At 46.4% G+C, this 24,963-nt stretch carries 22 protein-coding genes and 1 other RNA gene; 6 read left to right on the forward strand and 17 right to left on the reverse strand.

Features of this window, described 5'->3' with window-relative positions; all coding sequences use genetic code 11:
- Positions 1-52: 52 nt before the first annotated feature.
- The 3 genes from ssrA to gltX form a co-directional block, all read right to left on the reverse strand.
- Positions 53-410, reverse strand: a transfer-messenger RNA (tmRNA) gene (ssrA, locus tag THIAE_RS10745).
- A gap of 22 nt (positions 411-432) precedes the next feature.
- Complete coding sequence (locus tag THIAE_RS06835) at positions 433-1,821, reverse strand: anti-phage deoxyguanosine triphosphatase (RefSeq protein ID WP_006461074.1); 1,389 nt, start codon at positions 1,819-1,821, stop codon at positions 433-435.
- Positions 1,822-1,824: 3 nt separating this feature from the next.
- Positions 1,825-3,237 (reverse strand): glutamate--tRNA ligase, encoded by a 1,413-nt coding sequence (gene gltX / locus THIAE_RS06840; RefSeq protein ID WP_006461075.1) that lies wholly within the window; start codon positions 3,235-3,237, stop codon positions 1,825-1,827.
- 267 nt (positions 3,238-3,504) lie between these two features.
- On the opposite strand from gltX, the gene THIAE_RS06845 reads away from it, so the two are divergent.
- From THIAE_RS06845 to THIAE_RS06860, 4 genes are read left to right on the forward strand one after another with little or no spacing between them, the layout of a single operon-like run.
- Positions 3,505-4,278 (forward strand): ABC transporter ATP-binding protein, encoded by a 774-nt coding sequence (locus tag THIAE_RS06845; RefSeq protein ID WP_006461076.1) that lies wholly within the window; start codon positions 3,505-3,507, stop codon positions 4,276-4,278.
- 28 nt (positions 4,279-4,306) lie between these two features.
- Positions 4,307-5,569: an ABC transporter substrate-binding protein gene (locus THIAE_RS06850; protein WP_006461077.1), complete on the forward strand. Its 1,263-nt coding sequence runs from the start codon at positions 4,307-4,309 to the stop codon at positions 5,567-5,569.
- Complete coding sequence (locus THIAE_RS06855) at positions 5,566-6,402, forward strand: ABC transporter permease (RefSeq protein WP_006461078.1); 837 nt, start codon at positions 5,566-5,568, stop codon at positions 6,400-6,402. The genes THIAE_RS06850 and THIAE_RS06855 overlap by 4 nt, the downstream gene beginning before the upstream one ends.
- Before the next feature lie 9 nt (positions 6,403-6,411).
- Entirely contained in the window at positions 6,412-8,031 is a 1,620-nt protein-coding gene (locus tag THIAE_RS06860; protein ID WP_006461079.1) for a sigma-54-dependent Fis family transcriptional regulator, read from the forward strand.
- A 10-nt stretch (positions 8,032-8,041) separates the two neighbouring features.
- Here the strand turns inward: THIAE_RS06860 and THIAE_RS06865 are convergent, their stop codons facing one another.
- From THIAE_RS06865 to THIAE_RS06885, 5 genes are all read right to left on the reverse strand, one after another.
- Positions 8,042-9,415 carry an FAD-dependent oxidoreductase gene (locus THIAE_RS06865; protein WP_006461080.1) on the reverse strand — a complete coding sequence of 458 codons (1,374 nt, stop codon included), beginning with the start codon at positions 9,413-9,415 and terminating at the stop codon, positions 8,042-8,044.
- 9 nt (positions 9,416-9,424) lie between these two features.
- Positions 9,425-10,501, reverse strand: coding sequence for an acyl-CoA dehydrogenase family protein (locus THIAE_RS06870; protein WP_006461081.1), 1,077 nt, complete (start codon positions 10,499-10,501; stop codon positions 9,425-9,427).
- A 45-nt stretch (positions 10,502-10,546) separates the two neighbouring features.
- Complete coding sequence (locus tag THIAE_RS06875) at positions 10,547-11,080, reverse strand: OsmC family protein (protein ID WP_006461082.1); 534 nt, start codon at positions 11,078-11,080, stop codon at positions 10,547-10,549.
- Positions 11,081-11,258: 178 nt separating this feature from the next.
- Positions 11,259-12,146: a DUF5718 family protein gene (locus tag THIAE_RS06880; RefSeq protein WP_006461083.1), complete on the reverse strand. Its 888-nt coding sequence runs from the start codon at positions 12,144-12,146 to the stop codon at positions 11,259-11,261.
- Entirely contained in the window at positions 12,143-13,243 is a 1,101-nt protein-coding gene (locus THIAE_RS06885; RefSeq protein WP_006461084.1) for a mechanosensitive ion channel family protein, read from the reverse strand. The genes THIAE_RS06880 and THIAE_RS06885 overlap by 4 nt, the downstream gene beginning before the upstream one ends.
- A 141-nt stretch (positions 13,244-13,384) precedes the next feature.
- Here THIAE_RS06885 and THIAE_RS06890 point away from each other — a divergent pair, with 141 nt between their 5' ends.
- On the forward strand, positions 13,385-15,181 hold the full coding sequence (locus tag THIAE_RS06890) for a M61 family metallopeptidase (RefSeq protein WP_006461085.1): 1,797 nt from the start codon (positions 13,385-13,387) through the stop codon (positions 15,179-15,181).
- Position 15,182: 1 nt separating this feature from the next.
- Positions 15,183-15,398 (forward strand): SlyX family protein, encoded by a 216-nt coding sequence (locus THIAE_RS06895; protein ID WP_006461086.1) that lies wholly within the window; start codon positions 15,183-15,185, stop codon positions 15,396-15,398.
- A gap of 51 nt (positions 15,399-15,449) precedes the next feature.
- Here THIAE_RS06895 and THIAE_RS06900 read toward each other — a convergent pair whose 3' ends face one another.
- The 9 genes from THIAE_RS06900 to mutL all read right to left on the reverse strand — a co-directional run bounded on the left by THIAE_RS06900 (position 15,450) and on the right by mutL (position 24,910).
- Complete coding sequence (locus THIAE_RS06900; RefSeq protein ID WP_006461087.1) at positions 15,450-16,766, reverse strand: adenylosuccinate synthase; 1,317 nt, start codon at positions 16,764-16,766, stop codon at positions 15,450-15,452.
- Between the two features lie 14 nt (positions 16,767-16,780).
- Positions 16,781-17,956, reverse strand: a complete 1,176-nt coding sequence (locus THIAE_RS06905; RefSeq protein ID WP_006461088.1) for an ATP phosphoribosyltransferase regulatory subunit — start codon at positions 17,954-17,956, stop codon at positions 16,781-16,783.
- A gap of 23 nt (positions 17,957-17,979) precedes the next feature.
- Positions 17,980-18,168: a DUF2065 domain-containing protein gene (locus tag THIAE_RS06910; protein WP_006461089.1), complete on the reverse strand. Its 189-nt coding sequence runs from the start codon at positions 18,166-18,168 to the stop codon at positions 17,980-17,982.
- 45 nt (positions 18,169-18,213) lie between these two features.
- Positions 18,214-19,062 carry a protease modulator HflC gene (gene hflC, locus THIAE_RS06915; RefSeq protein WP_006461090.1) on the reverse strand — a complete coding sequence of 283 codons (849 nt, stop codon included), beginning with the start codon at positions 19,060-19,062 and terminating at the stop codon, positions 18,214-18,216.
- Position 19,063: 1 nt separating this feature from the next.
- Entirely contained in the window at positions 19,064-20,299 is a 1,236-nt protein-coding gene (hflK, locus tag THIAE_RS06920; RefSeq protein ID WP_006461091.1) for an FtsH protease activity modulator HflK, read from the reverse strand.
- 115 nt (positions 20,300-20,414) lie between these two features.
- Entirely contained in the window at positions 20,415-21,725 is a 1,311-nt protein-coding gene (gene hflX, locus THIAE_RS06925) for a ribosome rescue GTPase HflX (protein ID WP_006461092.1), read from the reverse strand.
- A 12-nt stretch (positions 21,726-21,737) separates the two neighbouring features.
- Entirely contained in the window at positions 21,738-22,010 is a 273-nt protein-coding gene (gene hfq, locus THIAE_RS06930) for an RNA chaperone Hfq (RefSeq protein WP_006461093.1), read from the reverse strand.
- Between the two features lie 60 nt (positions 22,011-22,070).
- Entirely contained in the window at positions 22,071-23,051 is a 981-nt protein-coding gene (gene miaA / locus THIAE_RS06935; protein ID WP_006461094.1) for a tRNA (adenosine(37)-N6)-dimethylallyltransferase MiaA, read from the reverse strand.
- Positions 23,051-24,910 (reverse strand): DNA mismatch repair endonuclease MutL, encoded by a 1,860-nt coding sequence (gene mutL / locus THIAE_RS06940; protein ID WP_006461095.1) that lies wholly within the window; start codon positions 24,908-24,910, stop codon positions 23,051-23,053. The genes miaA and mutL overlap by 1 nt, the downstream gene beginning before the upstream one ends.
- Positions 24,911-24,963: the final 53 nt, after the last annotated feature.

A 24,963-nucleotide genomic window follows, 5' to 3' on the forward strand; every position in this document is an offset into this window, starting at 1 on the left:
ACCGCTTTTCAAGCCGATAAACAAAAAGCCCGCAGAAGCGGGCTTGGGTATTTGGTGGAGCTGGGCGGATTCGAACCGCCGTCCGGAAAGCATCCATCGGAGAATCTACATGTTTATTTAGTCTACTGATTTAATCAAAACGCTGCCCGACTAGCAGGGAACGCGTCCGACGAGTTTGTCTGTTTTAACCACCATCTACCCAAACACGCGATGTTGGCGATTCCGTGTAAGATGATACGGCATCGGGTGCCACGAACAACTACCCCGGGCCGCACCAGCGGGATTAAGCCGCTAGAGCGTAGTTATCGTCGTTTGCAACTATAACAATGTGAATTAAGATTTACGTGCATCATTCAGGCACGACATGCCTCTCAAACTTCAATCTCCCCGTCGAAACCAAGTACAGCCCCGCGAGTAACTAATTATTATACGCTAAATTCTATCAAATACCGAACCTTGTTTAGGTAGGAAGAATTTTTCATAGAGTTTCGACGCATAGTTATTGGTCATACCGGCGATGTAGTCACAAATCACCCGTTTACGCGCCCGTTCAGATTCCGCCTGATTAAACTTAGCCAAGGTATTAGCGGGTAATAATCGATCGGCATTGGCCTCAAGTGCTTCAAATAAGGTCATCACAATTAGTTGCCCCTTGTACTCCATCCCCTTCACTTCGGGAATGGTAATGACATTTTTAAACACGAATTGTTTTAACAGTTCTAACACTTGCGCTTGCGCCGTCGGTAAGCAGGCCTGGTAACGCAATAATGGATGCGCGAATTGATCACGCTCAATCACAAAAATCTCTTCCACCATAATGCCGACCATTTTCGATACCGCGTGTTTGCGCTGTTTTGAGCTGCCACTAAACAATCGATCTGTCATGGTGTTATCCCATAAACGATGCGCTATAAAATGCGGATGCGCCATTACTTCGACTTGCCATAAATCTCGCGTGACCATTTTCATCGCCACCGCATCCTCTAGATCATGGATGCCATAGGCAATGTCATCAGCCAGTTCCATAATCGTGGTGTCAAAGGCTTTAAATTGGGTACGAACGCGTTGTTTTGATGTGGGATCAATTGGCGGTTTAATGGCTAAAAACACCGCTCGATCCTGCTCACTAAAGGGCGATAACAACCAGTCAACTACCGATGCTTCTTCTTGATATAAACACTTGGGCGGATGCCAAGGTTTCATATTCCAGGTTTTAAAGTCGGTGACTGGAGGTAAGTTTAAGCAGGCCTGGTAGCCGGTATCCAGCGCCACTAAGTCTTCATAAATCGCCGGATATTTCATTACACCTAGCGTTGCACGTCGGGTTAAATCCAAACCGTTTTTAGGCGTGTATTCGCCTAAGTAAGCCAAGATTCGTAAGGTTTGCGCATTACCTTCAAAACCACCATGATGACGCATCATGTAGTTAAGCGCCACTTCACCACCATGCCCAAAGGGTGGATGACCCAGATCATGCGCTAAACAAATCGCTTCAATTAAATAGGGCGAAGGTAACCAGGCCTGGTAATGGTCGGCCTCTTCACGCAAGGCTAAATGCTCTACAATACCTGAGCCAATTTGCGCCACTTCCATTGAATGGGTCAAACGCGTGCGAAAAAAATCCGACTCATTTAAGCCAAAAATTTGCGTTTTGGACTGCAAACGCCGAAAGGAGGCAGAATGAATAACACGAGCGCGATCACGTTGGTAGGCCATGTGCGGTGGGCGCGCCGACTTACGTGCCGGATCAAGCATTTCGGTATATTTTTCAACCCAAATACATGCGTCATCCTGACTGAAGGTTGCGTCACCCATCGCCATCACTTAGCCTTGCTCTGCCCGGGCGGCGATAAAATCCAACGCCATTTGCAAGCGTGCAATACAACGATGCTGACCAATTAACGCCGCTGTTGCGTCAATAGAGGGCGACTGCCCGGCGCCTGTTATCGCGACTCGCAAGGGCATCCCCACCTTGCCCATGCCAATATCTAGCTCGGTCGCAGTACCTTGAATCGCTTGATGAATGCTTGCGGTATCCCAGGTTTTTAACTCGCTAAATTTTTGTAACAACTTAGCCAATGGTTCAGCCGCCACCGGGCGCAAATGCTTTTTAGCCGCATCGGCATCAAACTCACTGAAATCTTGGTAAAAATAAAGTGCACTATCAGCCATTTCAACCAAATTACGCGCACGCTCACGTAATAAATCTGCCACTTGATCTAATGCGGGGCCTTGCGATAAATCACAGCCACGTTCAGCCATAAAATGCGACAAATGTCTTGCTAAATGCGCGGCGGGAGCCTGTTGAATATGCTGTTGACTCACCCACAAGCATTTTTCGTCGTTAAAGGTCGAAGGCGCGGCATTGACCGCGTCTAAATCAAAGGCTTCAACCATCTGATCCATCGAGAAGATCTCTTGATCACCGTGCGACCAGCCCAATCGAATTAGATAGTTAAGTAGCGCTTCGGGTAAATAGCCCTCTTCTTTATATTGCAATACGCTGACTGCACCATGACGTTTTGACAAGCGCGCACCATCTGGGCCTAACACCATAGGAATATGCGCATATTTTGGAATCGGCGCGCCTAGCGCTTTGAGAATATTAATTTGGCGTGGCGTATTATTTAAATGATCATCACCGCGAATAACATGGGTAATACCCATGTCCCAGTCGTCAACCACCACGGTTAGGTTATAAGTCGGCGTACCATCAGAACGGGCAATAATTAAGTCATCAATTTCGGCATTTTTGACCGTCACCTGGCCTTTAACCATATCATCAATTACCACTTCACCATCCAGCGGGTTTTTAAAGCGCACAACCGGTTTAATGCCTTCAGGTGGCGTACCGGTAAAATTACGGTAGCGACCATCATAACGGGGTTTTTCACCGTTCAATCGTTGCTGTTCACGCATCGCATCTAGCTCTTCCGGCGTGGCATAACAATAATAGGCATCACCCTGCGCAATCAATTGCGCGATAACCGCCTTGTAACGTTCAAAATGATGGGTTTGAAAAAAAGGACCCTGATCATAATCCAAACCAAGCCAAGCCATCCCTTCCAAAATAGCATTCACTGATTCTTGTGTGGAGCGCTCGAGATCTGTGTCTTCGATTCGTAAAATAAACTCGCCGCCCATTTTGCGTGCATATAACCATGAAAATAAGGCGGTACGGACGCCGCCAATGTGTAAATAACCGGTTGGACTTGGGGCAAATCGAGTGCGAATCACAGCAAACTCCTTTACATAAAATGAGACTGAATTATAACCATCCTTAGCCGTTAAAGCGACTATTGCTTAGCGCACTGAACTCAAACCAATACCCACAAACAAAATTACAATTACTTACAAATAATTACAATATGTTTATTTTTGTTATTTTTTGCACTAAAAATATGACGAAAATAAACATAAACCATTGAAAAATATGCAAATTTTATCCATGGCATAACGGTAGCTAATTCATCAATAAGAATAACTAATTGATGAGTAATGGCCATGAGCGCACAAAATAGTAAAGTTTGGATTGCCGAGTTATCTCACACGTTTAAAAAACAACCCCACCCGACGCTAGTTAACATCAATTTGAGCGTGAACCAAGGTGAAAAAATTGCACTAATTGGACGCAGTGGCTGTGGTAAATCAACCTTACTGCAAATGATAGCAGGCCTGCTGATTCCCTCTGATGGCGCCGTGCGTATTAGCGGACACACGGTCACTAAACCCAGTGCCAAATGGAACATGATGTTTCAAAAACCCTCGCTATACCCTTGGATGACCGTGCGAGAAAACGCTGCACTGGGGCTGGTATTTGCCGGAACCTACAAGAAAAACCCTGAGTATGTTGAAAAACTTTTGGATATGGTGGGTTTAACCGAGCATAAAGATAAAAACGTTCAACAACTCTCCGGTGGCCAACAACAGCGCGTGGCGCTGGCACGGTCTCTCGCCACAGATCCGGATATTTTACTACTCGATGAACCTTTCTCAGCTCTCGATGCCTTTACTCGCACCAGTCTGCAAAACGAAGTCGCAGAGATTTGTGATCGCAGCAACATTACGCTGATTATCGTCACCCATGACATCGAAGAAGCGATTGCGATGTCTGATAGGGTGATAATCATGAGCCACAACCCAGGTGAAATTGTCGGCGAACTGCATGTTCCCTTAGCCTTTCCACGCAATCGCGGTGCTGAAGAATTCTCAGCATTGCGCGACCAACTTTTCAAACAGTTTGAACAGATTGATCAACTCAAAAAGCAATCTGCCTAAATTTACCCCCACCCTAAGGAGCAGCACCATGAAAATTAAACCTGACCAACTCCTCGTTGAGGATAGCTTTTTAAACCCTAATGACTATCACTTTAACCAAACAAAAGGCCGTCGTGACTTTATCCTAGACTCAATGGCCGCTGCTGGTGGTTTAGCCGCCGCCTTTAGTTTACCCAATGCGATGGCCAACGCAGCACCATTTGATGATGTGGTTAAGATTGGCTACATTCCGATTACCGACGCTACGATTCTACTCGTTGCGCACGCGATGGGCTATTTTGAAGAAGAAGGCCTTAAGGTAGAAAAACCGACCCTTATCCGTGGCTGGTCACCTTTAATTGAAGGCTTCGCCGCTCGCCGTTTTAACCTCGTCCACTTTTTAAAACCGATTCCCATTTGGATGCGCTACAACAATAACTACCCTGTTAAGGTCACCAGTTGGGCACATACCAATGGATCAGGCCTGGTCGTTGGTCGCCATATTAATGCCACCCAGTTTAGCGAACTTGGCGGACTCCAAGTTGCCGTACCCTACTGGTATTCGATGCATAATGTGGTGTTACAAATGGGCTTGCGTGAAGCAGGTTTAGAGCCTGTTATTCAACCTCAAAACGCGCCGCTCAAACCCAATCAGGTTAACCTGCAAATCATGCCACCACCTGATATGCCGCCTGCCCTAGCTGCACGAAAAATTGATGCCTACATCGTGGCTGAGCCGTTCAATGCAGCGGGCGAAATCTTGGCCGGTGCCAAAATGTTACGCTTTACCGGTGACATTTGGAAAAACCACCCTTGTTGCGTGGTCTGTATGCATGAAGAACAAGTGGAACAGCAAAAAGTCTGGACCCAAAAAGTCATGAATGCGGTTGTTAAAGGTGCGCTTTATGCCCAGGAAAACAAAGAGGAAGTGGCCGTCATGCTTTCGCGTGAAGGTAAAAACCGCTATTTGCCAATGACCGCTGAAGTCGTGTTAAAGGCCATGACCGATTACAATTTTGATAACTACCAAGCGCCCCATGCCATACGCAATGAAAACTGGGATGTAGGGCGCATTGATTTCAACCCATGGCCCTATCCATCGGCCACCAAGCTTATTATTGATAAAATGCGTGAGACCCTCGTCGGGGGCGATAAAACCTTCCTTGAAAATCTTACCAGTGATTTTGTGGCAAACGACCTGGTCAATTATGACTATGTTAAAAACGCTATGGATAAGCACAATGCTTGGACTAGAATCAAAGATATTGACCCAAACAACCCCTTTGAACGTGAAGAGGTGGTTAAATTATGATGAAATCAACCACGCTGCCCCCCAGCGTGGCTTTTGGCCACCTGGGGATTAAAAAATTTAAGGCCATGCCAGCATGGTCACATAATCTACTCTATGCCACCTTAGGTATGTTAATGCTATTAGCGGTATGGTGGTTTGGCGGCTGGCTGATTGCCTCCAACCCAGATACCGCCACCTTTGCTGGTTTTGGACCCGGCCCGGCATTTGCTGCACTCTATGAACTTGTCGCATCAGGCAGTATTTGGCAAACCATTTGGTCGAGCTTGTATCGGATTTTAATTGGTCTATTTTGGGCGATTGTCATAGGCGTTCCTGTCGGGGTTTTGATTGGGTATTACGCGGTAGCGCGCCAAGTAGCCAATATGCCTTTTCAATTTTTACGCATGATTAGTCCACTAGCCTGGATGCCGATTGCGGTACTGGTCTTTGCTAGCTGGGATAACGCGATTATCTTTTTAATAACCATCGCTGCGGTTTGGCCGATTATTTTCGGTACGGCGCATGGTGTACAGCGCATTGACCCACTCTGGTTTAAAGTCGCACATAACTTGGGAGCAGATGGAACCCAAATGCTCACGCGGGTGATTATGCCGGCGATTGCACAAGATGTATTTGCCGGCATTCGATTGGCGGTTGGCGTCGCTTGGGTAGTGTTAGTTCCAGCAGAATACCTCGGGGTCACCAGTGGGTTAGGCTATGCTATTAATGATGCTCGAGATACGCTAGACTATGACAAACTAGCCGCTATTGTTATCGTGATCGGTATTATTGGCTTTATGCTTGATAGTATTGGCGCAAAACTGATTAAAATGTATAGCTGGAAAATGGAATAATGAGTACGCATGAACCCATCAAAATCGCAAGACACGGCTAACGAATCCGAGTTTACCGTCATCAAACAAGCGGCCATGCAAATTGAGTTGGCCGCTGATCCTGATCAAGCCATCTATAACATTCTCAGCATCTGTTCTCGCCAAATGGGCCTAAACCGAGGGCGCGTTTTCTTAAAAGAAGCCAATAGCGATTGGTTATTTGCCGCCTATAGTTATGGTCTGACCCCTTTAGAAATCGAGCGCAGCCGTTTCCACCTGAAAGAAGGTATTACCGGTAAGGTCATGGCGACCGGACAAGCCGCGGTGGTACCCGACATTGACCTAGAGGAAGACTATTTATTTAGAACGGTGGATCGCGCAGCCCTGCCCCAAGAACCCGTCGCCTTCTTTGCGCTACCTTTAATTAGAAAGCAAAAAACTGTCGGTGTACTCACGTTTAACCGCCTGAAAAACCGCCAGCGCTCCTATGACCGTGATTTAGCCTTCTTAAAAATCATGGCCACCTTTATTAGTGAAATTTTGGCAGTCCATCAACTGATTGAACAACAAACGCAGCATCTAAAACACGAAAATGAACAACTACGTCAAGTGGCTTTAGGTCAAGGCAGCCAGTATGGCATTATTGGTGAAAGCTTGGCCTTAACCCAGGCACTGGATAAAGCCGCGCGTGCCGCCGCCACGCCCGTAACAGTGATGCTAAAGGGCGAATCAGGTACAGGTAAAGAAAAGTTTTCGCGGATGGTGCATCGAGCCAGTCACCGCAAAGACGGTCCCTTTATTGCGATTAACTGCGCGGCTATTCCTAAAGATTTAATTGAAGCCGAGTTGTTTGGTTATGAAAAAGGTAGCTTTACCGGTGCTCATCAACAAAAGAAAGGTAAATTTGAACTGGCCAACAAAGGCACGCTGTTTTTAGATGAAATTGGTGATTTAGATCTTGACCTTCAGTCGAAATTACTGCGCGTACTTGAAGAAAAATCGGTGACTCGACTTGGCGGGGTCGAACCAGTTGCGTTAGATGTGCGTATCATTGTGGCCTCGCATAAAGATTTACAACAAGCGGTCAATGATGGCCGTTTCCGGCTCGATTTATTCTATCGCTTAAATGTATTTCCGATTGACTTGCCACCCTTGCGAGAGCGTCATGGCGATGTGCGCATTCTCGCGCGCCATTTTTTAGACTTAACCAATCAAGACTACCATTCAAATGTTGTACTAGCCCGTGAAACGCTGGGGTACTTTGAGCAATATGATTGGCCGGGGAATATTCGCCAACTTGAGAATGTCATCAAACGCGCAGTATTAATGGCCAATGAGCATGGCATCGTATCGGTTGCGACTATCCAAAACATTTTAAATGATGAGCGCGGCATTACCCATGACACAGATATGACTAAGGGACAAGCACCGACACCTTTAATGCAAAGTCAACTCACCCCGCCCGTTCAGGATTTTCAACAACATACCACCGATACCCTTACCAGGTCTTACTGGAAGGTTAATCAAGAAGATGCCGATATGTTGCAAGCGGCACTTAAACAAGCGCGCGGCAATAAAACCCGCGCCGCAAAACTATTAAACATGACGCCACGTCAGTTAAGTTACCGCCTTGAAAAACTAGGCATTTAAAACACACTATTTAACACACTAAGCCTTGATATTTATGTGCGGCTTGGGTGACGAGTTCACCGGATAGCACAAAGCCTTTGAGCTGGTCGCTTACCAGATAATTCAACGCCAAGTCTTGCTGATCCAAAGGTTGTGCGAGTGTCCAGCGTCCACCCTGCAGCTGATGTTTTCTTAAAGGCGGACAACTTACTATCGCAAAGGAAGGGGTTTTAGTCTTAATTAATGCCGGTTTAAGCTCAAATTTCGCCTCTTGCCCCATTAAGTGCTGTGCAATCACATGGGCCTGGCGCCGTATCGGCTCTAAATAAGCTTGAGTCTCATCTTCAAACTCTACACAATCCCCTAGCGCATAAATATACTCATTTGATGTTTGCAGCTGCTCGTTGACTACAATGCCACGTCCAATCAGCAGGCCTGCTTTTTGCGCCAGGGTAATACTGGGTTGTAACCCTATAGCGGATAAGACTAAATCCGCAGTAATCACCTGACCTTGGTGGGTATGAAGCTGGTAGCCTTGGCCGATTGACTCAACAGCTTTCACACGGGTTTGATAATAAATCGTCATACGCTTCGCAGCTAGATGGGTTGCTAAACGCTGTGCAATCGCCTCAGGTAACACGCTCGATAGCAGCTGCGAACCGCGTGCGATTAAAGTCACCGCAATACCCTGCGACATTAAATCTTCAGCCAATTCAACGGCAATTAACCCACTTCCCATAATAGCAACCTGTTGCTTACCAGCTAACTGAGCACGAAAGCGTTTGTAACCCGCTAAATCATTAATACTCATCACATCATTGGCCGCATCACCCTCTAAATCCGGTTTTACCGGCGAGGCACCGGTTGCTAAGATCAACTTATCGTAAGAAACCATACCGGTTGTGGTGGTCAATTTCTGGCGTTGCGTATTAATAGCGGTAACGCGTGAACGAATTTTGAGCGTCATTTGTAAATTTTTGGCTTTTTCAGCACCAGACATGTCAACTAAGTCTTCAGCTGAGCGTCTTTGCGACAAGGCCATAGACAATGCCGGTTTTGAATAAAAGGCCCCATCACAGGCGGTAATCATCGTAATATTAACCAGCGGATCTTGGGCACGAATTTTTTCAGCCACTGTCCAACCCGCATAGCCTGCCCCCACAATCACCACGCTGGGTGCTGCAGATTGTTTAACCTTGACCGATGCGGCCACCGCTGCCACTTTCGGTTTATCATCAATGAGCACAAAGTCAGACTTAGATACCAAACACAGAGGGCAATACCAATCGTCGGGTATGTCTTCAAATCGCGTGCCGGGGGCGAGTCCACTATCTGGGTCGCCCTCGGCTTCGTCGTAGATCAAACCACAGGTTTTACAAATATACTTTTGATATGGACGGGACATCGTTAACTCCTAGGCGGCATCCAGGCGCGCCAATTCTTTACGTAAATGCTTAATGGACGGGGTCACTATAATCACAAAGTAAGCTTCACGCTGTTTACGCTGGGCCGGCGCATCTAAAATATAGCCTTTGGCGCCGCAATGTTGCATCACCGCATCCGCTGCACGTTTAGCAAACTCAGACCCCAACAATCTTGCCTCTAATACCTGACGTAAATAATCAGTCGATGAATCAAAAGGCGTAGCGGCAATATCAGCAATCATCGCTTTGACATCATCCAGCTCTTCTTGCAACTCATCAGGGCGATCATCAAGGTAAACATTGATTTCACCCAGAGTTAAATCAGCCTTGTGCATTTCATCAATACAGCCTTGGATAACACCCAATGCCATACCGGTTTGCAATAAAATAAAGCCTGCTTTAATTTTGCTTAGATAAGGCTTAATCGGGTCGGCCAACAGATAACGTTTCGGTAAAAAAGCATTTTCAAAAATAAGTGCGTAAGTACCCGAACCTTCCATACCCGCAAAGGACACCATTTGTTTCATGGTTAAACCAGGCAGATTACAGGGCACCAGTGCCATCACATCTTTCTGCCCTACTTCACTTTTTACGGTAAAAATGGAACCGAAAAAGTGTTTATCACTCTTATCTAACAGGTTGGATACCCATGGCAAAGTGCCATTGATGATATAACCGTCTTCGGTCTCAACCGCGCTTAACTTCAGCTCCTCAATCCCCGAAAAATACTTCATAGGATTGGACAGCGCGGTTGCGCCATAAACCTCACCGGCCACCATTTTGGGTAGAATCTCTGTTTTTAACCACTCATTATCGGAGTTCTCGATATACCAGCAGCACACATCATGTGCCCACATCATAAATCCGGTTGTCATACATTCGCGTGATACGTCGGCCATAGCACTAATCGCCGCAAACAAATCCGTTTCGCCGCCATTTAAAGAAGCAATATGCGGCTTGAAGGCACCAGCTTGACCCAGTTTTGCCAATATATCCGTGGTGTAGTGACCGTGGTCAATCGAAACAACTTTGGGTTTTAATTCATTTTTAACGATATCAGCAATCATCTTGCGCTCCTAAGCCTGGCTTAGCCAGGCGTCATTCAATAAGGGTTAGACTAGCGATGCGTTAACAGGCACTTTGTTGATATAGGTATTGGCAACCGGTGACCATTTGGTAGCATGCTGTACCAATTCTTCAAGTTCTTCTTTTGAGCAATCCGCTTCGATATCAAAAAAGGCACGTACTTCACGCACACCCAAAATTTTGTTGGGATCAACATCACCCGTTCCCCATACGGCGGTGATATTGATGTCACCTTCCAACGAAATTTCGAGCTTATGCAATGCAATGCCGCGCGCGGTAGCATTAGCTTGAATACCTACCGATAGACAGGAGCCCAACGAAAGGAGTGCCATTTCAGATGGATTAGGCGCCGTGTCTTCCCCTAGCAGGCCTGGTGGTTCGTCCACAACAATCGGTGGTAAACCGCGGACATAATTGATGTTTTTGAATTGACCTTCTAATACGGTCTTGGATTTAATGGTTTTAATCGTGTCAGGATTGGCTTTGCCCTGCTCAGCCAATGACATTAAACCTTGGTTATCGATAGGTCTTAAACATGAAGGGACATATAATTCAGTCATCGCTCGCTCCTTAGTAGCAAATTAACATTCAGTTGAATGGTCATCTAGCTATAAACCAGGAGCGTGCCACTAAAATATTTTTTACTTAAAAATCATAAGCATAGATAAAAAATGAGCCATTTAAATCCAACATTTAATAACAATTTAAGACAATTTGTAGGCTTGCCAAAACATTGTCTTAAATTGTTAAATCCTGCACTAATTGCTTGAGGCGTATCACCCCTTGTGACACCAATTTTTCATCTGTTTCTTTTGCTAGACTGGGTAAATTTTCAACAAACGCTAAGGGCACAAGCCATACACTGAGTTGGTCACCGGGTTGTAAATAGCACTGCTCCCCAAAAGCGGTATAGCGCGTTGCACCCAACGACACGATGAGTTGCTTGGGATAATCTAAGGCGTGTACTATCGCCGGCATATCTTCCAACGGGCCTTCATCTAACTGAGTATTTAACTGTTTAAGCATCCAGTTCATTAATCGTTCATTCCAGTAACTATAATGCTTAACCGGTGTCGTTTGACCATAGGCTTGTAGCAGGCCTGCTCGTTGGTGGTAACAGGCAATGGCATAGTTTTGCAAATCGCTTTGCTCGCCCCAGTTTTCAAGCTTAAACCAGTGTTGTGCAATGCCGGTTGAAGCAGGCCCCCAGTTTTTCTTGAAGCTGATTTTGGGCGCATGAATCCGATTAGAACAATCATTAAATGCGGTAAAGGCAACAGGCGCTAATCCAGTCACCTGCCCTGTTACATCATAAAAAACATCCAACAACAGAGCGAGTTCAGGTTCAATTTGCAACTTGGTAGGCGGATCGATTTGGCTAAAATCAGCCACAATCTGCTCATGAGAAAGTGGGTAAACACCCAAAAAGCTCCGCTGGTTAGGCAGATAGATTGGAAACAAACCTTTTGGCGCTTCAGCTGACTCAGTAGTAATGGCGATAAAATCAGCTGCCTCACCCGCCTGATTTAAGTGTTCAGCGAAATTACCTGCAATACCCAGTACAGGTATGGCGGCTAATTGTGCCTGACTTAACTGAAACGACGTTAGCCGCTTGTGGCTACTCATTCCTTCGTCTCGCTGCGCGACGGATTTAAGCTATCCTGCAGGCCTGCTGGCATAGACTTGATATATAAATCATGCTTGCTGTAAGGAATTTCAATACCGGCTTGCTGAAAGCGCTTGAAAATCGTGGTGTTTAAACTATCAAGCACTCGCGAACGTATTTCAGGGTCTGCAATCCATACTCGCAGAGAAAAATCTAAACTTGACGCACCAAAGCCCATAAACCTGACAACAGGTACAGGGTCTTGCAATACCTGTGGGTCGGCTTGAGCAATCTCGAGCAGGATTTGGCGAACCTGATCAATATCACTATCATAAGATACACCGACATTAACACTCATACGCATACTGACAAAACGACCCGATGATTGGTTAACGACTTTGCCGTTGGCTAGCACGGAGTTAGGAATATTAATCTCGACATCATCGCGGGTCAAAATGCGGGTCGAGCGCAAACCAATTTGCGTCACCTTGCCTCGATCTGTGCCATCCACCACAATGTAGTCGCCGATTTTAAAGGGTGAATCAGCCATGATAAATAAACCGGAAAGAATATTGGCAAGGGTGTCTCGAGCCGCAAAACCGACCGCAATACCAATGACACCGGCAGAAGCGAGCCAAGCGGTCATATTAATATTCCAAGTTAAGAATAATAAATACACCACCACTAAAATAATCAACACCGCCGACAAGTTATCCAACACCGGCAAGGTTTGTGGTCGAATAAATGACCCTTCTTGCTGACGGGTACTTTGTAGCTTCAAACCAAATTGCGAGGCCCGATAAATAAACTGCCCCCAAATTAAAATATTTATACTGGTTAAAATACGATTGGAGTAGAGTAATAACTCTTCAGGCAAATTAAATTGCAAATTCATAATCGTACTAATCGCAATAAACACCACCGACACCATAATGGGCAAACGGATATGGGTCAGCGCAAAGACTAAAATCTCGCGATTTTTTTGAATCGCCCAACGCTTGGGGCCCAGTGTAATAGCCAGATTAATCGTCCAAGCAGCCACCACCGCGATCAATAAATATCCCACTGCCAACAGGATAGGATGGGTAATGCCAATACTGCCTAACCAGGTTTCCATGATGTGCGTTACTCCTGAGTTGATGTTTTTTATTTAGGCGCTATTTTGCGGGATAACCGGCAGAATTAGCAAGTTATCTGCGCTTTAAGGCATAATAATGTCAATAGATAAACGCAATTTTTGAAATGTACTAGGATAACGATGAACCCACTTCACTATCAACTGACTCTACACGACTACCGCTCACACCGTTTTGCCATCACCTTAATTATTGAACAACCCGATCCAGATGGCCAATTGCTTCGGTTGCCCAAGTGGATTCCCGGTAGTTACATGATTCGCGATTTTAGTAAACACATTATTAATGTGCGCGCGACCACATTTGATGGCGAGACCTTGAACGTGGAGGTGGTCGATCCGAGCCATTGGCAAGTGGCACCGCATCATGGCAGCATCAAAGTTCACTATGAGGTCTATGCTTGGGACTTGTCTGTGCGGGGCGCACATTATGATCAACAACACGCTTTTTTAAATGGCACCAGTTGTTTTTTAGAAGTGGTTGGTCAAAGCCAGCAACCTCACAGCTTGGACCTTCTTGCTGATGAGTGGGCACAGCAGCAGGCCTGGTCAGTGGCGACCACCCTGCCAGCGCTGGCGGTTAATCAACAGGGATTTGGGCGCTATCAAGCTGCAAACTATGCTGAGCTGATTGATCATCCCATTGAAATGGCCAAGTTTGCTGAGCTGCGCTTTGAAGCCGGCGGGATTGAACACCGCATGGTATTAACCGGTGTGCATGATGCCGATTTGGACAGGATTGCCGCGGACTTAGCGCCCATTTGTGCCGCCCAGTTGGCTTTTTTTGGCCAGCCTGCCCCTTTTGAGCGCTATATTTTTATGGTGATGGTAACCGGTGATGGCTATGGTGGCCTAGAGCATCGCAGTTCAACCGCCTTAATCTGTTCACGCGATAGTTTGCCCTATCCTGGCATGAATCAGCCCCACGACAAATATCTTGAGTTCTTAGAGCTTTGTTCGCACGAATATTTCCATAGCTGGAATGTTAAACGTATTCAACCGGCACGGTTACAGCAAAGTGATTTGCAAAGCGCTGCGACAACGCAATTGCTTTGGTGGTTTGAGGGGGCGACCTCTTACTACGACCTGTTATTTTTATATCGGGCAGGCACGATAGATCACACCACTTACCTTAATAAACTCGCAGAACAGTTAAGTCGTGTTTATCGAATGCCGGGACGTTTTCAGCAAAGCCTGGCCGACGCGAGTAAGCAGGCCTGGACTAAATTCTATCAACAAGATGAAAATGCCCCCAATGCGATTATCAGCTACTACACCAAAGGAGCTTTAGCGGTAATTGCGCTTGATTTAACTCTACGCATTCGTACGAAAGGACAAAAAAACCTAGATGACTTAATGCGACTGTTGTGGCAAGACTTCGGCATAACAGAACAGGGTTTGGCTGAACACGCCATTGAACAACTAGCGAGTCAAATCGCAGTTTATGATCTCGACGACTTCTTTAACCAGGCGCTTTATGCTACACAAGACCTGCCCCTTGAACAATTGTTTGCTCAAGTAGGGGTTGATTTTTCCTTGCGCCCACCCTTTGCGAGCCAAGACTTAGGGGGGCCGCATCATAAAGCCAAGCAATCGGACGCCAAGCCCTATTTAAACCTAGGCGCCAATTTAGTGAACACCCCCAACAACAGCGTTAAACTGACTCATGTATGGCATGAGCGTCCAGCCCATCGTGCCGGGTTAAGCGGTGGTGATGAAATCATTGCCCTTGATGGTATCCGCATGAACAATGCCAGCCAATTAGAGGCCTATTTACAACGTCGTCCTGTCGGTGATCGTTTAACCTGTCACTACTTCCGGCGTGATGAACTGGCCCAAACCGAAATCACTTTAGATAGCCCACCGGCTGATCGCGTAGTACTGAGTGCAACAACGTCTTGTAGTTGGCCGGAGAAATAATATGGATAGCCGGTTAATTGAACGAGTGAATGAATTGGAAATGTTAGTGGCCTACCAGGATGATACCTTGCAGGCCACCCAGCAAACCTTACAAATTCAACAGCGTCAAATTCAACAGATAGAGCGACAATTAAACTTACTCACCGACTTTCTTAAATCACTTAAGGAGCCACAAATTAAGGCCCTAAACGAAGAAACCCCACCCCCTCATTACTGAGGAAGCGGGGTTTCAGCCCAACTTCGAATAAGCGTAAGTTTATGGAATAACTTAAAAAATCTCTTCTAAAATCAAGGTTTCTACACGGTCAGGCCCAGTTGATAAGATGGTCACCGGCACCCCTACAGCCTGTTCTAAGAAGCGAATGTAGTGCTTAGCCTGCTCGGGCAAGGCTTCCCAGCTGGCGATCCCAACTGTTGATGACTGCCAACCCGGCATAGCCTCATAAACTGGCTCACACTGCGCATACTCATCGGCACTCGCAGGTGGCAAGTCTAAAAGTTGACCCTGATAACGATAAGCAGTGCAGACTTTCACCTCCGCTAATTCGTCCATTACATCAAGCTTAGTCAAACAAATACCCGTTAAGCCGTTAATTTGCGCTGAACGACGCAGGGCAACCGCATCAAACCAGCCGCAACGGCGCTGACGACCCGTTGTCGCACCAAATTCAAAACCACGTTGACCCAACTCTTTACCAATCGCATCACCTTTGTCTTCGACAACTGAATAAACCAACTCTGTTGGGAAAGGGCCGCCACCGACACGAGTAGCATAGGCTTTGGTAATCCCTAATACATAATCCAATGCCGTTGGACCAATACCCGCGCCTGACGTCGCGCCACCCGCCGTCGTATTGGACGAGGTGACATAAGGATAGGTGCCGTGGTCTATATCTAACAAGGTACCTTGCGCACCTTCAAATAAAATACTTTGACCTTCAGCATTCAGTTTAGCAATCATCGCGGGCACATCCGTCAACATCGGCACAATCAATTTGGCGTAACCCTGACATTTCTGCCATAGCTGTTCAAACTCAACCGCTTCAGCTTGATAATATTCAGTCAACATAAAGTTATGGTAGGCAACAATGTCAGCCAACTGTTGTTTGAACTTGGTCATGTCTTTTAAATCACCGGCGCGTAAACCCCGACGTGCGACCTTGTCTTCATAAGCGGGACCAATGCCCCGACCCGTTGTACCAATCGCTTGATTACCCCGCGCACGTTCACGCGCCTGATCAATCGCAACATGGTAATCCAGGATCAGAGGACACGCATCGCTCACTTTTAGACGGCTTCGAACAGCCAAACCACCTGCTTCTAACTTCTCAACCTCTTTTTGCAAGGCATCCGGTGCCAACACCACTCCATTGCCAATCAAACAATCCACGTGCTCACGCAAGATGCCTGATGGAATTAAATGCAAAACAGTTTTTTGACCATCAATAACAAGAGTATGACCCGCATTGTGACCACCCTGGAAACGCACGACCGCCGCCACACGATCAGTTAAAAGATCTACAATCTTACCTTTACCTTCGTCGCCCCACTGGGTGCCCACTACCACTACATTACGTTTGCTCATGTTTTAATCTTCTACTATTTAATCTTAATAACCCATTGTCCAGCCTGTGCCACCAATTCTTCTGCACCCACTGGAATATCTTGTTGCTGATAAGCACGAATCACTGTTCTGCCGCTTGCCTTTAACTGCTTTACTTGATCCAGCCAGGCTTGTGTAGCTTCAAAAAGCGTGTAAACCGGCGCTTGGTCGGCGACTTGGTCTGCCAAGTTATCAATTAGATTACGCAGGTCGATACTAAAACCTGTCGCTGGATAATCGGCACCAAAAGCCGAACAAACGCGGTCATAGCGCCCGCCCTTGGCAATTAAAATCGAACTGACATCCGCTTGATAGCAGGCAAAAATAAGACCGGTATGATATTGAAAGCCACGCAAATCGGCTAAATCCAAATGAATTTCAAAACCTTGTACTTGTCCAAAATAATCCACAGCAAGGTTTAAGTCTTCCAAACACTGATCTAATTGCGTATCCAGGCCTGCTAGTGATTGACTTGCATTCGATAACACCCCAGCCGCATCACCTACTAGGTTAACCAAAGCTGTAAAAGCGTTAGCTAGCGGTGCGCTTAGGCTTTGACCCGTTAACCAGGCCTGGTATTCCGGAATCGCTTTACGCTTTAAGATATCCACCAATTCATTTTGGTTAGCCGCATCAAGTTGCGCTAAATCCATTAAACGCTGCACAACGCCAACATGACCCAAACTTAACGACACATCGGTAAAACCTAGCGTATGCGCACCAGACAACATGAGATCAATCATCTCGATATCGCTGGCAATACCTTGATGACCAAATAATTCCGCACCCACCTGAATGGGGCTTCTTGAACCTTTCGCCTTGTTATTTCTGGACTTGAGTACTTCACCGACATAACACAAACGAGTAATGGTGCCAGAACGCGGTTTGAGTCTATTACTGACTATACGTGCAACCTGAGGGGTCATATCGGCTCTAACACCCATCATACGACCACTTTCATTGTCGGTAAAACGGCAGGTATCTAATGCCAATTTTCGTCCGGTGCCCGTTAGTAACGAATCAGTAAATTCAGCAATCGGCGGTAAAACTAGATCATAACCAGCGGCGGTAAACGCATCGACCAAGTTACGTCGATGGGCTTCTAAGCGTGCCGCTTGCGGGGGTAAAAGATCCTCAATCCCTTCTGGGGTTAACCATATATTCTGTTGCATAACTTTCATCTTATATTAAATTTTTAACCCCAAAGTAACAGCATAACCAAGCCGATTAATATCAATGCCAAACCTGTCATGCGTAGCTGATTAAGCGGCAATTGAGCTGCACTAAGAACCATTTTTCGCCATAGGTTTGGAAACAACAAAGGTAATAGCCCTTCCAGAATTAAGACTAATGCAAGTGCTGTTATTAAAGCTGTGGTTAACATATTGGGGTGTTCCAAAAAAAAGGTGGGGAATCCCCACCTTCTTCATTAGCGTGTAAAGTGTTTAAAGAAATCCAAGTTTGGATCTAACACTAACATATCGTTTTTGCTAGAGAAAGACTCTTGATAGGCGTTCAAACTCTGATAGAAAGAGTAGAACTCAGGGTCGATACCATAAGCTTCTGCATAAATACGCGCTGCAATTGCATCCCCTTCACCTCGTGTTTGCTCGGCCTCACGGAAAGCATCAGCTAAAATGACGGTACGCTGACGATCCGCATCAGCGCGAATACGTTCGGCTGATTCGCCACCCAAAGAGCGAAGATCGGCCGCTACACGTTGACGCTCTGCTTCCATACGACGGAACACCGAATCACTGATGTCACGCGGCAGGTCAATACGTTTTAGACGGACGTCAACAATTTCAATGCCAAACTGTACCGCTTCGCGGTTAGCTAGACGGGTAATGTTGTCGGCAATAGCAACACGCTCACCTGATACGATATCCTCTACGGTACGTGAACCAAATTGCGAACGCAGACCATCTTTAATTATCTGCGATAGACGTTGATTAGCTAAATTAAAATCACCACCCATCGAGGTATAAAAACGTTCCGAGTTAGCAACACGCCACTTAATGTACGAATCTACTTCAAGGTTTTTCAACTCGCCTGTCAAATAACGCTCTGGGGTCGCATCCAGCGTTTGGATACGCTGATCAAAAGTGCGCACATTGTTTACAAATGGCATTTTGAGATGCAGGCCTGGTTGCAGATCAGTTTTAACAATTTCACCTAAGCGAAATACGACACCGGTTTCTGACTCTTGCACCACAAACAATGAATTACTGCCGATGAAAAGAACAGCGGCGACACCTAAACCTAAAATCGCTTTCATCTTAACGTAACTCCCTATTTCTTAAAAAGTCACGAACATTGCTATCCGCAGGACGCGGGTTAGCTGCGTTCGCTTGGTTAGCAGGTGCACGTGTTGCACCAGGTGCCGGTTGAGCAGGTGCAAACGGCACATTACCGGCCGTACCCGAACCACCCATTATTTTATCTAACGGCAAGTACATAAGATTATTGCCACCTTCAACGCCCATAAAGACTTTTGAAGTGTTGTTCAATACATTAGTCATGGCTTCGATGTATAAACGCTCGCGCATGACCTCAGGCGCATTTTGGTATTCGGTGACAACACTCACGAAACGTGATGCCTGACCTTCCGCTCTAGCAACAACCTGATCACGGTAAGCACGCGCTTCTTCAACAATACGTGCCGCTTGACCACGCGCTTGCGGGATAACTTGGTTAGAGTAAGCTTCCGCCTCATTAATCAAACGCTCACGGTCTTCACGAGCTTTTACCACGTCAGCAAAGGCTGATTGAACCTGCTCTGGCGGCTGCGCATCCTGCAAGTTAACCGTAGTTATAAATAAACCTGATTGATATTGATCTAAGTTACGCTGAGTCAGCTCACGTACCAGGGCAACCACCTCAGTACGGCCTTGGGTCAAGACAAAGTCCAGCGAGTTACGACCGACAATTTCACGCAACGCACTTTCAGAAGCAGCACGTAAGGTGGCATCTGGGTCACGGACATTAAATAAATAGTCCGGCGCTGACTGAATACGATATTGCACAGCAATACGCACATCGACAATGTTTTCGTCACGGGTCAACATTAAGGCTTCAGACAACACACTGCCAGTACGATTTTGACCATCGGTCCGATAACCAATTTCTGTGGTACGAATGCGGTCAACGTTAACCTTAGTAACCGATTCAATCGGATAAGGAATATGCCAATGCGGACCTGGGCCAGTTTCTGTTACATAAGCACCAAAGCGCTTTACCACACCACGCTCAGCGGTATCAACAATGTAAATACCTGAAAGTAACCAAATCACTAACAGGACTAAGAATGCAACACTGATGTGCTTGCCACTGATTCCACCATTAAAATTACCACCAGCCCCACTAAACATTTGTTGGGCTTTTTTCAGCAGTTCATCAAGCTCTTGATCAGATTTACGCTGTGGTCGTTTGGGTGGCTCATTGTTATTGCCAGAGCCTTTTCCAGGATTACCCCAAGGGTCCTGTCCGGGCTTACCGGGTTCATTCCATGCCATGTTACTCTCCAGTCATTTTTGGGATGCTATATTTTAGGGTTATAAAGTCGTGTTGTCATCCATTAACTCACAATACATGAGGATAATCGCATGTATTGCCATTACTAGCTAGTTATTAGACTACGGCTTCCTGTAATTTTTCAATATATTGACACTCTGGCCACTTTGACACTTGATGATATTGTTGCTCAGTTAAATACACCTGCAGTCCGATCGTGCCATCGTCATCACTAGCCTCTTGCTCCACCTTACCTAAGGCATACAATTGGGCACGACGATGGCCCGCTTCCGCCCCAAGCTTGATAAAAATCCTGACAAATTGACCTTTAAAGAAACTCGCTAACGCATCTTTTAAATAATCTAATCCCAGATTATTTTGGGCTGAAATCCACACCCGCGCTGGCTGGCCTTCTTCATCAAAATCAACATGGGGCTCAACAGCCGGCTTTAGTAAATCAATCTTATTAAAAACCAATAATTGCGGTACATCGTTTGCCCCTACTTCCGTGATAACCTGTTGTACTTGCGCAATTTTATCATCTCGTAGTGGATCAGCGGCATCAATCAAATGAATCAGCAGATCCGCCTCGCTGGTTTCTTCTAATGTAGAACGAAATGCCGTCACTAAATCATGGGGAATGTGGCGAATAAAACCAACGGTATCAGCCAAAATGGCTTGACCACCACCCGGTAAATGCACACTCCGCAAGGTGGCATCTAACGTGGCAAATAATCGATTTTCGGCATAGACATCAGCCGCAGTCAGCTGGTTAAACAAAGTTGACTTGCCTGCATTGGTATAACCCACTAGCGTGATAGTAGGATGGTCTGATCGTTGCCGTGATTGACGACCTAATGCGCGTTGTTTGCGGACTTTTTCAATACGCTTTAACAAATGCTTAATTCGCTCTTGCAACAGACGTTTATCTGACTCAAGCTGGGTTTCACCCGGCCCACGCAAACCTATACCGCCTTTCTGACGCTCCAAGTGAGTCCAACCACGGACCAAACGAGTGGACATGTGACGCAACTGCGCCAACTCAACTTGCAACTTACCTTCATGAGAACGCGCGCGCTGCGCAAAGATATCCAGAATCAACCCTACCCGGTCAATCACACGGGCTTTAACCACCCGTTCTATATTACGTTCTTGTCCCGGACTTAATGCATGGTTAAAAATCACCACATCTGCTTGGTGTAAAGCGACCGCTGCCGCGACCTCATCTAACTTGCCTGAACCAATAAATAGTTTAGCGTCTGGACGATCGCGCTTAGTTTTGACTAACTCGGCCTGCTCTGCGCCTGCCGATTCGACCAGCTCTAAAAACTCAGTTAACTCTTCTCGACAGGTTTCATCTTCAAAATCAACATGAACCAAAATAGCAACATCAAGTTGCTTACGCTCTAGGCGCCCAAATAATTCCATATTAAAGTTGGCTTATTCCACGTCGGCTTTGTCTGAATCGTTTTGAGTGGCAAAATCATAGGCTTTCGGATCACGCATCGGCACAATAGTAGAAATGGCATGTTTATAAACCATTTGCGTGACATTGCTACGCAACAACACAACAAACTGATCAAACGAGTCAATGCGACCCTGCAGCTTGACGCCGTTAACGAGATAAATAGACACGTTAATACGTTCTTTACGCAGGGCGTTTAAATAGGGGTCTTGAATGGGAACGGCCTTAGCCGGTTTTAGCTTGTCCATTTTGCTATCCTTATTATTGTAAATGGTATTATTTTTTTCGACTCAAAAAGCATATCACAACTATTCGGCCATATCTTTACATTTTCGAGCCACTTCTTCGAGCACCTGAGCGACCAACTGATCAGGACTATACGCATAGGGGTCCAAAATAACGCCATCAGTTTCTTTACGCAACCAGGTGATTTGGCGTTTAGCCAACTGCCGAGTCGCTACTAACGCCTTATCAAATAACATTTCTTTAGGGTAGTGACCGGCAAAAAACTCCAATACCTGACGATAACCGACACTGCGCATCGCCGGACTATCAGGATTGTGTTCTGACTGCTTAGCCAGAGAGGCCACTTCCTCCACCAGGCCTGCATCAAACATACCCTGTAACCGCTGTGTAATTTTGTCATGCAAGGCTTGACGTGATGCTGGCATCAATACGACCTTAAGTAATGGATAGGTCCATGGCGTCGAGCGACTATGTTGCAAACTACTTAAACTCTGACCACTGACCTCATAAACTTCTAATGCGCGAATCAAACGTTGCTGGTCGGCTTGATTAATCCTCGCCGCTGCTTGGGGGTCTACTTTCTGTAGCTTGGCATGCAGCTCTGCTGGATTTTGCTCAAATTCAGCCTGCAACCTAGCGCGTATATCAGCATCGGCAGTTGGTAAATCCGACAAACCTTGCGTCAAGGCATTAAAGTACATCATCGTCCCGCCCACTAAGACAGGAATCTTACCGCGTGCAAAAATTTCCGTCGCAAGGCGCTGTGCGTCCGTTACAAATTCAGCTACTGAGTAGCTTTGCGCCTGCCCCAAGAAATTAATAAGGTGATGCGGTACTTGAGCTAACTCCGTATCCGTCGGCTTGGCTGCGCCGATATTTAAATCACGATAAATTAGCACCGAATCCACATTGATAATTTCAATGGGTAGTCGCTTGGCGAGCGCTAAAGCCAGAGCGGTCTTGCCACTGGCGGTAGGCCCCATAATGGCTATGGCATTGGACTGCTCGATAAATTGATTCCAGTTACTGGCGGGCTCTGACATTAACGTCCTCGCATAAATAATTGATCAAGCTGATCCATGGATAGCTGTACCCAAGTTGGACGGCCATGATTACATTGAGAAGAAGCGGGTGTTTGTTCCATGTCACGTAACAGTTGATTCATCTCCGCAAGGGTTAATTGACGATTAGCCCGAACCGAGCCATGACAAGCGCGTCGTGATAAAATCGCGGCAAACTCTTCCTCCAGCATTGTTTCAGGTCGTTGCTCGGTCAGCCAATCTGCAAAGACCTTTTCAAGTAACTCCGTCAGATTTAAACCTTGCAAAACAGCAGGGACGGCCATAACGCGAAGTTGTTCCGGTCCCAGCTGTTCAAACTCAAACCCCCAACCTTGCCACCAAGCCACATTCGCTTCCCAATGCAAGATGGCTGCAGATGACAGATGCAGCACTAAAGGCACCAGCAAGGGTTGCGATACAATTTGTTGGTCACGCCATTGGCCTTTTAAACGCTCATAGACAATGCGCTCATGGGCAGCATGCATATCCACCAATACCAGGCCGGCTGCATTTTCCGCCAAAATAAACACCCCTTTTATTTGCGCTTTGGCAAAACCCAACATCGGGGCAAGTGCTTGCTGCTCACCAGACTCTTGAATAATCGGTAGACTATCTGGCTGTATCGCCGTGGCATAGTTTGATTGAGCGGGCTGCTGAAAAGCGAAGGCATCGGCTAAATCTTGAGTTGAATCTGAACGAGCAGAAGCCAAGCTCAATGACGTTTGACGGATGATGGGTTGACGCGGAGTTGATTGCTGCAAATTTGGCTGATCCGTCCTTTGCGCGATTGCATCCCCGTTAGCAGGCCTGGTTGCGCCCTCTTGACCCATGACAAGCGGCTGCATAATGGCATCTCGAATAGCGCGCCGGACATGATCATACACCTGCCTGGCATGTTGAAAACGCACTTCATACTTAGCCGGATGCACATTCACATCGACTTGATCAAAGGGCACGTTAATAAACACCACAAAAACGGGATGGCGCCCATGATAAAGCACATCGGCATAAGCCAGCTTGACTGCTTGCAATAATTGGCGATCGCGTACAATACGGCCATTAACAAATACAAACTGTTTATCGGCCAAGCCTCGATGATAAGTAGGCAAACTCACCCAGCCTTCTAGGTTTACTCCTGGCAAAGACTGACTGATATGCAAGGACTGCTCGACAAAAGCCTCACCTAATAAGGCTGCAAGACGTGTCAAATACTTGGCTGGTTCGATCGCAGGTACAAAATCAAACACTTGTTTGGCATTATGGATTAAGCGCAAACCAAGGTGCTGATTCACTAGCAAAGTACGTTTAAGATAATCTTCAATTTGGGTAAACTCTGCACGCGGGGTTTTTAAAAACTTGCGACGGGCCGGTGTATTGTAAAAAAGAGAGGCCACCTTAATACGCGTACCCAAGGGAGCGGCGGTCGGTGCAAGTGGACTCCAGCGCCCATCCACTTGATTTTGCAACAACCAGGCGTGAGGTTCTGTTGGATGGTAACTCACCAGACTAAATTGACTTACCGATGCAATACTGGCCAAAGCCTCGCCTCGAAAACCCAAACTGGCGACGCAAGCTAAATCATCATAACTTTTAACTTTACTGGTCGCGTGGCGTTCCACCGCTAGTGGTAAGTCATCTGCTACGATGCCCACACCATTATCTTGCACATCTATAAGCTCAATACCCGCTTCCTCAAGCCAAACCGTAATCTGGGTAGCGCCAGCATCGAGTGCGTTTTCGACTAGCTCCTTAACTACAGACACTGGGCGCTCAACCACCTCGCCAGCCGCAATTTGATTGGCAAGCGCATCTGGCATCAAGGTAATACGATTTGTATTCATCTGGATAGTGGACTTGATAAGAAAGACGCTATTCTAACAATAACGTCCAACTA

Source organism: Thiomicrospira aerophila AL3 (assembly GCF_000227665.2).
Taxonomy (GTDB): domain Bacteria; phylum Pseudomonadota; class Gammaproteobacteria; order Thiomicrospirales; family Thiomicrospiraceae; genus Thiomicrospira; species Thiomicrospira aerophila.

Coding starts and splice junctions, on each gene's coding strand:
- THIAE_RS06905 (WP_006461088.1), bottom strand. CDS start 17,956: ATGCAACAGAATATATGGTTAACCCCAGAAGGGATTGAGGATCTTTTA.
- THIAE_RS06875 (WP_006461082.1), bottom strand. CDS start 11,080: ATGACTGAATTATATGTCCCTTCATGTTTAAGACCTATCGATAACCAA.
- THIAE_RS06900 (WP_006461087.1), bottom strand. CDS start 16,766: ATGAGCAAACGTAATGTAGTGGTAGTGGGCACCCAGTGGGGCGACGAA.
- mutL (WP_006461095.1), bottom strand. CDS start 24,910: ATGAATACAAATCGTATTACCTTGATGCCAGATGCGCTTGCCAATCAA.
- THIAE_RS06835 (WP_006461074.1), bottom strand. CDS start 1,821: ATGGCGATGGGTGACGCAACCTTCAGTCAGGATGACGCATGTATTTGG.
- THIAE_RS06885 (WP_006461084.1), bottom strand. CDS start 13,243: ATGGAAACCTGGTTAGGCAGTATTGGCATTACCCATCCTATCCTGTTG.
- hfq (WP_006461093.1), bottom strand. CDS start 22,010: ATGGACAAGCTAAAACCGGCTAAGGCCGTTCCCATTCAAGACCCCTAT.
- THIAE_RS06855 (WP_006461078.1), top strand. CDS start 5,566: ATGATGAAATCAACCACGCTGCCCCCCAGCGTGGCTTTTGGCCACCTG.
- THIAE_RS06910 (WP_006461089.1), bottom strand. CDS start 18,168: ATGTTAACCACAGCTTTAATAACAGCACTTGCATTAGTCTTAATTCTG.
- THIAE_RS06895 (WP_006461086.1), top strand. CDS start 15,183: ATGGATAGCCGGTTAATTGAACGAGTGAATGAATTGGAAATGTTAGTG.
- hflX (WP_006461092.1), bottom strand. CDS start 21,725: ATGGAATTATTTGGGCGCCTAGAGCGTAAGCAACTTGATGTTGCTATT.
- THIAE_RS06860 (WP_006461079.1), top strand. CDS start 6,412: ATGAACCCATCAAAATCGCAAGACACGGCTAACGAATCCGAGTTTACC.
- miaA (WP_006461094.1), bottom strand. CDS start 23,051: ATGTCAGAGCCCGCCAGTAACTGGAATCAATTTATCGAGCAGTCCAAT.
- THIAE_RS06845 (WP_006461076.1), top strand. CDS start 3,505: ATGAGCGCACAAAATAGTAAAGTTTGGATTGCCGAGTTATCTCACACG.
- THIAE_RS06880 (WP_006461083.1), bottom strand. CDS start 12,146: ATGAGTAGCCACAAGCGGCTAACGTCGTTTCAGTTAAGTCAGGCACAA.
- hflC (WP_006461090.1), bottom strand. CDS start 19,062: ATGAAAGCGATTTTAGGTTTAGGTGTCGCCGCTGTTCTTTTCATCGGC.
- THIAE_RS06890 (WP_006461085.1), top strand. CDS start 13,385: ATGAACCCACTTCACTATCAACTGACTCTACACGACTACCGCTCACAC.
- THIAE_RS06865 (WP_006461080.1), bottom strand. CDS start 9,415: ATGTCCCGTCCATATCAAAAGTATATTTGTAAAACCTGTGGTTTGATC.
- THIAE_RS06870 (WP_006461081.1), bottom strand. CDS start 10,501: ATGATTGCTGATATCGTTAAAAATGAATTAAAACCCAAAGTTGTTTCG.
- THIAE_RS06850 (WP_006461077.1), top strand. CDS start 4,307: ATGAAAATTAAACCTGACCAACTCCTCGTTGAGGATAGCTTTTTAAAC.
- hflK (WP_006461091.1), bottom strand. CDS start 20,299: ATGGCATGGAATGAACCCGGTAAGCCCGGACAGGACCCTTGGGGTAAT.